The organism is Spirochaetae bacterium HGW-Spirochaetae-1, assembly GCA_002839375.1.
Lineage (GTDB): Bacteria > Spirochaetota > UBA4802 > UBA4802 > UBA5550 > PGXY01.
In genome coordinates this window covers 100,637-111,077 of the sequence record PGXY01000012.1, presented here as the reverse complement: position 1 = coordinate 111,077, position 10,441 = coordinate 100,637, and the positions used below count along the sequence as shown (strand labels likewise).

General features: G+C 34.0%; 11 protein-coding genes. All 11 read right to left on the bottom strand.

Annotated elements, in window-relative coordinates:
• Positions 1-196: 196 nt before the first annotated feature.
• Complete coding sequence (locus CVV44_23010) at positions 197-709, bottom strand: hypothetical protein (GenBank protein PKL35248.1); 513 nt, start codon at positions 707-709, stop codon at positions 197-199.
• A 2-nt stretch (positions 710-711) separates the two neighbouring features.
• Complete coding sequence (locus CVV44_23005) at positions 712-1,236, bottom strand: hypothetical protein (protein ID PKL35247.1); 525 nt, start codon at positions 1,234-1,236, stop codon at positions 712-714.
• A gap of 18 nt (positions 1,237-1,254) precedes the next feature.
• Entirely contained in the window at positions 1,255-1,980 is a 726-nt protein-coding gene (locus CVV44_23000) for a hypothetical protein (protein PKL35246.1), read from the bottom strand.
• 12 nt (positions 1,981-1,992) lie between these two features.
• Complete coding sequence (locus CVV44_22995; GenBank protein PKL35245.1) at positions 1,993-2,913, bottom strand: hypothetical protein; 921 nt, start codon at positions 2,911-2,913, stop codon at positions 1,993-1,995.
• Entirely contained in the window at positions 2,910-3,692 is a 783-nt protein-coding gene (locus CVV44_22990; protein ID PKL35244.1) for a transketolase, read from the bottom strand. The genes CVV44_22995 and CVV44_22990 overlap by 4 nt, the downstream gene beginning before the upstream one ends.
• Before the next feature lie 71 nt (positions 3,693-3,763).
• Entirely contained in the window at positions 3,764-5,464 is a 1,701-nt protein-coding gene (locus tag CVV44_22985; GenBank protein ID PKL35243.1) for a hypothetical protein, read from the bottom strand.
• Between the two features lie 31 nt (positions 5,465-5,495).
• Entirely contained in the window at positions 5,496-6,569 is a 1,074-nt protein-coding gene (locus tag CVV44_22980) for a pyridoxal phosphate-dependent aminotransferase (protein PKL35242.1), read from the bottom strand.
• Positions 6,570-6,806: 237 nt separating this feature from the next.
• Entirely contained in the window at positions 6,807-7,619 is an 813-nt protein-coding gene (locus CVV44_22975) for an NAD(P)-dependent oxidoreductase (protein PKL35241.1), read from the bottom strand.
• Entirely contained in the window at positions 7,609-8,616 is a 1,008-nt protein-coding gene (locus tag CVV44_22970; GenBank protein PKL35240.1) for an aldo/keto reductase, read from the bottom strand. Before CVV44_22970 ends, CVV44_22975 begins: the two co-directional genes overlap by 11 nt.
• On the bottom strand, positions 8,613-9,338 hold the full coding sequence (locus CVV44_22965) for a hypothetical protein (protein PKL35239.1): 726 nt from the start codon (positions 9,336-9,338) through the stop codon (positions 8,613-8,615). Before CVV44_22965 ends, CVV44_22970 begins: the two co-directional genes overlap by 4 nt.
• A gap of 29 nt (positions 9,339-9,367) precedes the next feature.
• Positions 9,368-10,432, bottom strand: coding sequence for an alpha-ketoacid dehydrogenase subunit beta (locus CVV44_22960; GenBank protein ID PKL35238.1), 1,065 nt, complete (start codon positions 10,430-10,432; stop codon positions 9,368-9,370).
• Positions 10,433-10,441: the final 9 nt, after the last annotated feature.

Here is a 10,441-nt window from a genome sequence, read left to right as displayed (position 1 = left end):
CTTTCAAAAGAAGAGAAAACCTGTTGGCAGTCAACCCTTCTTTAACAAGAAAGGGTTGCACTTGTTACTTGAATCCAAGGATTATAATTACCAATTGAGCCATTGACTCAAGCTTTAATCCGAATTAAAAACGATTATTAATATCTATAATTAGAATCGCGAAAAATGAACCTTTAATTGACTTTTTGAGATGCCCTTATCTAAACATTATATTACGCCAGAACAGATAAAAATTTACGATATATATCTGACGCTTTTTACCCAAGAAATACTTATTTGATTGTTCTATTAGCTGACCATTTTTTATAAGACGGTCAATTCTCAGTTTAATAATTATTTCAGAATTATATTTCAATATTAATTCTTCAAGAGGTATTCCATAAATATCGCTTTCATTTATGATACTTAATAATTTAATCCGTAGAGAGACTTCCCCAATGTTTAGCAAATTAATATAGAAATATGAAAGACAAATAAGAATTATTAAATTTCCAAATAGAGTATAGATAAAATCGATTCCTTGATATTTGATTATAAAAAATAACACAAAACTAAAAACTATGAATATCAATAGCATAAAAATAAATGAAACAATAAAAGAAAGTAATATTGATTTAAAATGAAATATACGATGTATGATAGCATGTAGAATGAATAATGTAACAAGGGCCAAAATAGGTGAAAGAATACTTACAAGTTCATTATCCATAATTAACCTCGAAATTCATCGGATGTAAACAAACTTCTTAAGAATAAAATCGTGTATAATAACAGTCTCCCATTCCTTGTCATTACATATCTACCGTTTTGTTTTGTAACATTCTTGTCTCTTATTAATCCTTCCAACCTTTCTAAGACAGTATTATTATTTGTTAATATACCTTTCAATTCATTATTGGGTAATCCATTCATACCATATTTTTCAACCTTTTTGAGTATAAGGCCTGATGGACTGTCCGATTCAATAGCAGTATATGTTAGCAAGTAGGCAATAAACATTGATGAGGCAATTAAATAACTGTGAAGTAATCTATAAATATATTTTAAATTAATTCCTGCATATATCAAATGGTATCCGGTTAATAAAACATTTATAATCCCTAATAAAAAAAATCCGAATATAAATATTGCTATAATTATTTTAGGAGTTTTACTAACAATATTTCTTCTCCATAATACTATTTGTACACCAAAAGGGATGACAAAAAGAATTATTCCAAATAATAATACATTCATATATCTTTTCCTAAAATGTTATTTAATTCTGTGAGGAGTGCTACAATAGATTTTTCTATTTACAATTTTTACTTCTAACCATAAACGAAGAAATGAGTATATAACATCAATCAAATTCTTTAATGAGATTGAAGAACTGCCATCCAACCCTCGTTGCATATAACCCCCAACTTCATAAAAAGAACACCCTGTTTTTAACATTTTGATTGTAGCTTCAATAATAATACTAAATCTATCAGATTTCAAAGAGATTTGTCTTAATCTATCAGTCGAATAAAGTACTCCCCCATTAATATATTGAACATAAATATTAAATATAATGGTATAAATTATACCATATATGGTCGATATAACATTTCTCCTTCGCCCTCTTAACTCTTTGTTCAAAAAATATACAAATACCAAGTCAGCTTTATTTCGATTCTCTAATATATTTAAAATAACATCTGCAGGCATATCATTATCACCTGCAATAAAAAAGAACTTTGAATATTTAGCTATTAATAAAGCTTTTTTAAAACAATAGCCTAGACCTTTATTTTGAGTATTATGAAAGGATTGGATAAATTTATATTTTTCCTCAATTGTTTCAATTATTTGTCTTGTCCCATCAGAACTACCGTCATTGGCAATAATTATATCAATTTCCTTAATATGTGCCTTCCGACAAGCGTCTATGATATCGTCTATTGTATTTTCAATGTTTTTTTCCTCGTTCAATGCAGGTACAAAAAAAGATACCATAAATAACTCCAACTATAGTTGTATAATATTTAAAATTTTGTTAACAATATTCTCTTTTGTAAAACCAAGAAATTCACAATGTTCATGATAATTCCCATAATTGCGGAGAAAGACATCTGGTATATTGATAAAATCATATTTAATATCACCACGATTGCAGCATGTACGTAATACATCCTCATTAACACCACCATAAACTGAGTGTTCCTCTATTATAAGAATTCTTTTTGTTTTCTTTATGCTTGTTTTTAACAAGTCCTCGTCAAAGGGCTTAATTGTAGGATAATACAATAAATCGATATTAATCCCTCTTATGGATAGTTCTCTTGAGGCTTCCATTGCAACTTTTAATTGAGGTCCAATAACAAGGATGGAGGCATCATCGCCTTCAATAATCCTTATTCCTTTACCCAAAACTATTTTACTATCGGATATACTTATTTCATGCATATCGCCAGGTAATCGAAAATATGTCAGCTGGTTGTTGTTATAGGTCTGCTTAAACAATATATTAAATTCATTGGGCATAGCTGGATATAATACTTGTGAACCAGGTAATGATTTCATTAAATTAATATCATTATAACAGTGATGACTACACCCGAGTCCTGAATAATCAAAAGCAGACCCAACTGTAATCAGGTTGCCTCCAATCTCTTGATATCCGTATTCAAGCTTAATCTGTTCAAAACTTCTTTCAATAAGAAATGGAGCTATCGTGTGAGCCACAGGACACAATCCTGATCGAGACAAACCGGCACTCATACTTACAATGGTGTTTTCAAGTATTCCAATATTATAATACCTGCCCGGGCAAGATTGAGCAAATGGTTGTAGTATTCCATGGCTTATATCCCCAACTAAAACAACTAATTTAGGATCAATAGTACCTATCTCCACCATTGTATCTGCAAATGCCATTCGCATATTCATTTGTCAAGCTCCATCATGATCTCCTCGAACTCTTCGCTATTCGGTATTTTATGATGCCAAGGGCCATGAACTTCCATAAAACTTACCCCTTTCCCCTTGATTGTGTTCGCGACGATAACAAACGGTTTATCAGAAGTTTTAGTGTAAAATTCTGAAAGGACTGATTCAATTTCCTTTTTATTGTGACCATCGATCTCTCTAGTATCCCAACCAAAAGCTTGCCATTGTTTTACCATGTTTGGATGGGGGAGGATTTGAGCAGCAGAGCCGTTGAAATCAACGATACAGCAAAGATTGTTTAATTTTAAATTTTGAGCAACAAGAGCTGATTCCCATATTGTTCCCTCATGGCATTCACCATCACCGATAAGGACAATAACCTTATTATTCTTTTTCTGTATTTTCAAACCCAAGGCGATGCCAATTGCAAATGGTAAGCCGTGGCCCAATGATCCTGTAGAGGCCTCTGCTCCAGGGACTTTTGTCCGGTCTGGGTGTCCCCCAAGAATCGAGTTATATTTCCCATAACTTGCAATATCAGATTCTGACAAAACCTGATATTTTTCTAATACAATGTAAAGGGCAGCAGCTCCGTGCCCTTTGCTGAGAATGAAATAATCTCTATCTTCCCATTCAACATTTCTTGGATCGAAATTAAGAAAACCTCCATATATAGTATCAATGATATCAACAATAGAAAAGGAGCTAGGGATATGTCCTTCCCCGGCTGAAGTTACCATTCTTACTATTTTCTTTCTTAAATCATTATTCATTCCCATATTTCTGTCCGTTTGATATTGTTTTGATCATTATAGCAAGTTTAATTATGCATTGTTTTTCATCTAACGTTTTAATTCCAGACCATTTTCTTTTTGTTACTGACGAACAAGGTTCCCTCTTTATAATTAATTGGCATATCATCAACACTTCCGACTTGTGCCCAATTAATTTTCTGACTGAATAAATTTATTCCCAATTCTTTAAAATGTTCATAGATAGCTTCCGCATTATCTTTGTTTTCAATTTCAATAAATGCATCTAATCTTTCCCAAATAGATTTTGAAGTATTGATTATAATTTCTTTTTCATGACCTTCCACATCCATTTTAATAAAATCAACTCCGTCAAGCAGAAAATTAAAATCAATAATTTTAACATTAAATCTATCGAGATCTCCATATGGATTTGGCTTCGATCCGGCAAGATGACTACCTGTAGTGTTGCCCTTAATGCGCACAAACTCCATTTCTCCTGATTTACTCGAGACAGCCATATTAACTGTTTTTACTGTATGAATATTATTGCTCATAAGATTTCTATTCAGCATTTGAAAATGTACCGGGTCAGGTTCATAAGACGTAACATTATATCCACATTTACTCAGCATTATCGAATGAAGACCTATATTGGCGCCGATATCTATTACTTTTTTATACCGATGTCGGTTAGCCCAATAATATGTGAATATCATTATTTCATCAAGATCGAAAAGATTAAGTGAATCAATATTTCCCATGGAAAAATATGGAAAATTTATTTTCCCAAAAGATGCAATCTCTATTGCTCCATCTTCATTTCCATTAAATAAAAGCTCAATCTCCTTACGAAGGGTTTTTTTCATGAAGTTGTAAAATTGTGTTCCAGGTGCGTGGCTGTCGGTTAACTCAGGAAGGGATAAAATGAGACTATCAAGTATCTCTGATTTTTTAGGTTCTTGAACCATGTTTTTTACCAGCATGCCATTTCCTTTTCTTCGTAGTTTGTACATATTTTTATCTTTAAGTAGCATCCGCGATAGCCGTTCATCACCCCACATATCAAATACGACACTGAAATTTCTACCACTTACCACCTCACGAGAGGATTGCAATATCCATTCACAGCAATTTATTACATCTTCCATGGGAGTGCATTCGTCACTTTTAAGCTTTTGACGCGTCTTATTAAAATTATCACCGGCCTTTTCCTTGGCATTCATAGTTGCATCATGTATTTTTGTTTTAACCCATCCTGGACCGATAATTGTAAAACGCGTATTTTGAATCTCTTCGTCCAACAGTTCACACATTTTAATAAGAGCAATCTTAGAAATTGTATATGCAGAGTAATTCACAGTAGCGTTATTGGTTCCTCCACCCGCAAAAAATAAAACACATGGTCCAAGACCACTATAATGTTTTTTATATGGAAGCAAGCGATGAACAATCCTTATCTGATTTATAAAATTTATTCTTATCGATTTTTCCCAATCATTGAATTCAGTATCGATAATAGGACCGATCGGTTCCTGAGTTCCTGGGCACAGAATTAATGCATCCCATTCATGACACAGTTTTATTAAATCCGAGCAAGCCTTATCAATAGAATCAATACTATTAAGATCACAAGGTACCAGTTTCACATTACTGTTTTCAACTGATTTCACTTCCTCGGTCATTGTCCGATAAGTACCAAATATATTCCATCCGTATTGAACCCACTTTCTGCATATTGCTAGCCCGATATCGCTAGATGCAGATATGATAATTATATTCAATTTTGTCATATCCATAGATTCCTTTAACCATTTTTTTAAGTATTTTCTATTTCCAATGATTTATTAATTCAGCACATTTATAAACATTATCTAGAGACTGTGATGGACCAGATGGTAGTATAAAAGCATTCTTCGATAGCTCATTTGCACAAGGAAAATTATCAGGACTATCAAGATACCGAGCAGAATGTAGCGGTAAATGAAATCTCGAAGTACCAATATTATTCACATTTAAATAATTAATGAGATCCTCTCTCTGTTCAGAATACGCCTCTACATATAATGGAACTTCTCCAGATAATATGTCAACAGGGAGCAAATTACATTTACTATTTTCTGATAAAGCCTCATTATAAATTTTGTATATATCACATACTCTCTTAATCTTTTCCTGAAGTTTATCTAACTGCCCCAATCCTATAGATGCTAATAAATCGCTAACCTTATAATTTGCCCCGAGATATTTATATTCTTCAGGATTTCTTACAACACCATGATCGCGAATCAATCTTATTTTATTATGTAAATCAATATTTTTCGTTACTAAGAAACCACCATAACCAATTGATAATAACGAAATCATGCCCATGGAAAAACAACCTATATCGCCAATAGTACCAAGATAACAATTATTATTCTGAGAAAACATTCCTTTACATACATCTTCAATAATATAAATATTATTTTCTTTCGCAATATTCTTTAATCTTTTTATATCACAGGCCCGCCCATTTAAATTAACAGGAATTATCGCTTTTGTTTTTTTTGTTATTTTCCTAGCAACACCTTCAATATCAATAATTGGCAGCCTTGGCAAACAATCAACTAAAACGACATGAGCACCCAATAGAGCAGCAGCCTGTGCTGTGGCTATCCAAGTCAATGCAGGTAAAATTACTTCGTCGCCTGGCTTAATGCCAATTGATAATAGAGATATTATTAAAGCCGATGTTCCACTATTTGTTAAGGTAACATATGGGACATTCATCAATTCTGAAATTCTTTCCTCAAATTCTTGTGTATACGGACCCATACTAAAGCATTTATTGTTAAATGCTGTTAGCATATAATTCTTTTCATTATCACCTATTTCTGTATACCACCAAGGGATACTATTCATACAATACACCTTCCATGAACTCTAAATTAATGACTCGACTTAGCATTTTGGGGGCACACCTATGCCACGAGATTAAGCATTTCATATATATCTTGTTTGGAGATATCTCTCCTGTCCATTTCAATAATTTGATCTACGAATGATCTCTTTATCATGATGCTAAATATTTTCCTCTCGATATTTGAGGTTCTTTAGGGAAAAAGGGTTGCGCTCGTTACTAGAATCCAAGTCGTATTATCATTGATTCTTTGCAGTAAAGACTTGCCGAGCAATATGAAAATGATCGTTTAATGTGATTCCACCATCTATTGTAATAGTTTGACCTGTAATATATGATGCCTCTTTAGAACATAAAAACAATACTAAATAAGCAATTTCTTGCGGAGATGCTGCCCTTTTTAATGGGACGGTAATATCAACAATTTCTTTATTCATTGGCTTACCTGTTAATGGCCGCCCATCTTCGTGGATATCAACTAGACCAGGACTTATTGTGTTAACTCGTATATTATTCACACCAAATTCACGAGCAAGATAATGAGTTAGATGAACAAGTCCAGCCTTAGCAACGTGATATGATACAGGTTGATGGGATATATAATTTTCATTAGTCGAACCTATATTTATTATACAACCATTACTAGATTTTTTTAAATGATTGTAACTATACTTAGCCAATAATGCTGGTGCTTTTAATAATACATTTATAGCATAATCCCACTCATCAAAGCTTTCAATAAAAGGAACAATTTTCAGTAGAGGCCGTGCACTATTTATTACAATATCCAACCCTCCAAATGTTTCAATCGTAATATTAACTAAGTTTAAAATATCGTTTTCACTGCATAAATCTGTTTTTATAAATAATGCATTCCCTCCAGCACTATTTACTTCATCTACAACCTTAATTCCTTTATCATTATCTATATCAGCTATAATCACAATATAATTGCTTGCAGATAAAGACTTAGCAATCGCCTTCCCAATTCCATGGGCACCGCCTGTAATTATAGCAATTTTACAATTCATTTTATCATTTTTACTTTTCAAAATAAACCTCTGGTAATAAATTTACTCGATTGGTTAAATTCATCCTTTCAATGATGGAATCTATTTCCAATAGATGTTTGTCTTCAAGAGAAAAATCAACTGATGAAATACATTGTTTTAATTGGTCTATATTACGAACACCTACCAGGATTGTTGAAATTTCTGGTGCTATAAGTGTCCATGCTAATGATAATTCTGTAATAGACCTGCCGAAGCGCTCGGCATACGTTGCAAGCTCATTTACTAACAATAAAGTATCTTCTAATAGCCATTTCCTAACTCTATAACTGGTTTCAGCACGACAACCATGGGGTAATGGTTGTCCATATTTATACTTACCGGTTAAAATTCCTCTTGCTAGGGACCTGTTACATATTATACTTGTATTGTAATCTTTGCATATTGGAAATAATTCTGCTCGTGCTCTACGCTCAATAATGTTAAAATGACATTGAGCAGAAACAATATTACTAAAAGCTTTCCTTTCTGCCGTCTTTGCCGCTAAAATAAACTCATCTGGATTATAATTTGAACAACCTATATAACGAATTTTCCCATTTTGTACAAGATCATATAAAACATCCAGTGTCTCATCAAATGATGTTGTATGATCAAAAGCATGAAGTTGCAATAAGTCTATATAGTCTGTACCAAGATTTCTTAAACTTTGTTCGACACTTGTTACTATATTATTTTTTATTAATTTTATTTCACGGACACTAAATGAACCATCAGAATTGATCTCAGGTTCTAAGCCAACTTTAGTCGATATAATTATTTGTTCCCGTTTTATACCTTTTAATGCATTATGGAGATATTGCTCAGACTTTCCATTTCCATACATTGGGGCAGTGTCAATAAAATTGATTCCACAATCCAATGCAAAACTAACAATGTCATTAGTTAATTTCTGATCACAATAAACACCAAAGTGCAGACTGCCAAGACCTAAAACAGATGAGTATAATGATGATGTACCTATTCTTCTTTTAATCATAATTCGGGTATTATTCGGAATTCTAAGTTTAGACGTGTTATATTACTATTTTCTACATTTTCAGTGTGTATTAATCTAGGATGGTATAATATTATTTGTCCTATCCTTAAGTTTGGTCTAAAACATTCAGCCTCTAAAGGTGTATTGACCAATCGAAATTCATCACTTCTAAATTTACTATCATTAGGAAGATATCTCTCATATTCACAAACATGTGATCCAGGAATAAACTTCAATGTTTCCGATTCACTTCGACCAATTATTGGTATCCATGCAGAAATAACATTTTTAGCTGGCCCCCATTCTTTTCTGCTGAAAGGGTATCCATCTCCCACACCAGGTCGTATAAATCTGAAGGCTAGCCAACCTAATCCTTCATCCCAAATTTTAAATTTTTTAATTCCTATCTGTTTTAAAAAATTATCAATCTGTTTATTGATTATTTTTTTTTTAATATTTTCTGGAGGATTAATATGTCTGTTGGCAGCACGAAATAGATTATTATGGTCTACATTTAATAAATTCCACCATTTATGATAGTTTTCGAGAGAAAACTCCTTTTCCCTATTATTTAGCCATGGGTTTAAAATTTTATTCAACCAATCTATTGCATACTTTTCTATAATAGAATTATCAATGATGTTATAAGCTTCAATTAAAGCAAAACCGTATTTATTATAACATTCTAATGGACTATTCAAAATAGCATCATGTATTTCCATTAAAGATCCTCCTTACAAAGTACTTTTCATCAAAACGGCCCCTTGAACCAGTCGCCCGGGGAATCATGTGGCGTTTTCCTGCTATTTACGATTTCCTCTTCGAGTTTTGATAAATCTTTTCCCATCATCTTTCCGATTTCGGAGACAATATCTTCCGCTCGCTTATAATAGGTTTTGGATAATCCATAGCTTGTCGGCGACGGATAATCCGGCAGCGCCAGCCTGGCTGGAGCGCATTTCAGGTATTCAAAAAGATCCATGCTCACCCTCGCTACGATTTCACCTGCGACAGAAACCATGGCAGACGAAATATCCAGTACTATCAGCCTTCCCGTCTTTTTTACCGAACAATAAACAGCCTCCCAGTCTAAAGGACTCACGGACCTGAGGTCGATCAGTTCACAGTTAATCCCGTTCTTTTCAAGCAGATCGGTAACATGCAGTGCTTCTATGGTCATGTAAGAAATAGAAATTATGGTGAGATCCTTTCCCTTTTTCATTAAAGCAGCCTTGCCGATGGGGATCCGGTAATCATCTTCTGGCACGTCCCCTTCGATATTATGCAACCACCGATGCTCAAGGAACAGAACGGGGTTGTTGTCAAATATACTCGACAGAAGCATCCCCTTCGCATCATGTGCGGTTGTTGGCATGACGACCTTGAGTCCCGGCACATGGGCAAACCAAGAATGCAGGCTCTGGGAATGCGTCGGTCCCTGTCCCCAGCCGCGTCCAAGGATCAACCTGATGGTGATAGGAACCGACATCTTCCCGCCGAACATGAAATGCCATTTAGCCGCATTGTTCACCAGTTGGTCCATAGCAAGCAGAAAAAAATCAAGACGTTGATGAGTCATTACAGGACGGATGCCATTAAGTGCGGCTCCGATAGCAATACCCGTCATGGCGTTCTCCGAAGTGGGCATATCAAATACCCGCTCTCCTCCAAAACGCTCCTTCAAACCAAGCGTAGTCCCGAACACACCCTTTGGGTCGTCAACGCCAAGCCCATAGCAGATGACATTCGGATCGCTTTCTAATGCTATGGCTAAAGCCTCGTTGATAGCTTTTGCATATGTTGAGTTACGCGGCATTACTGCTCC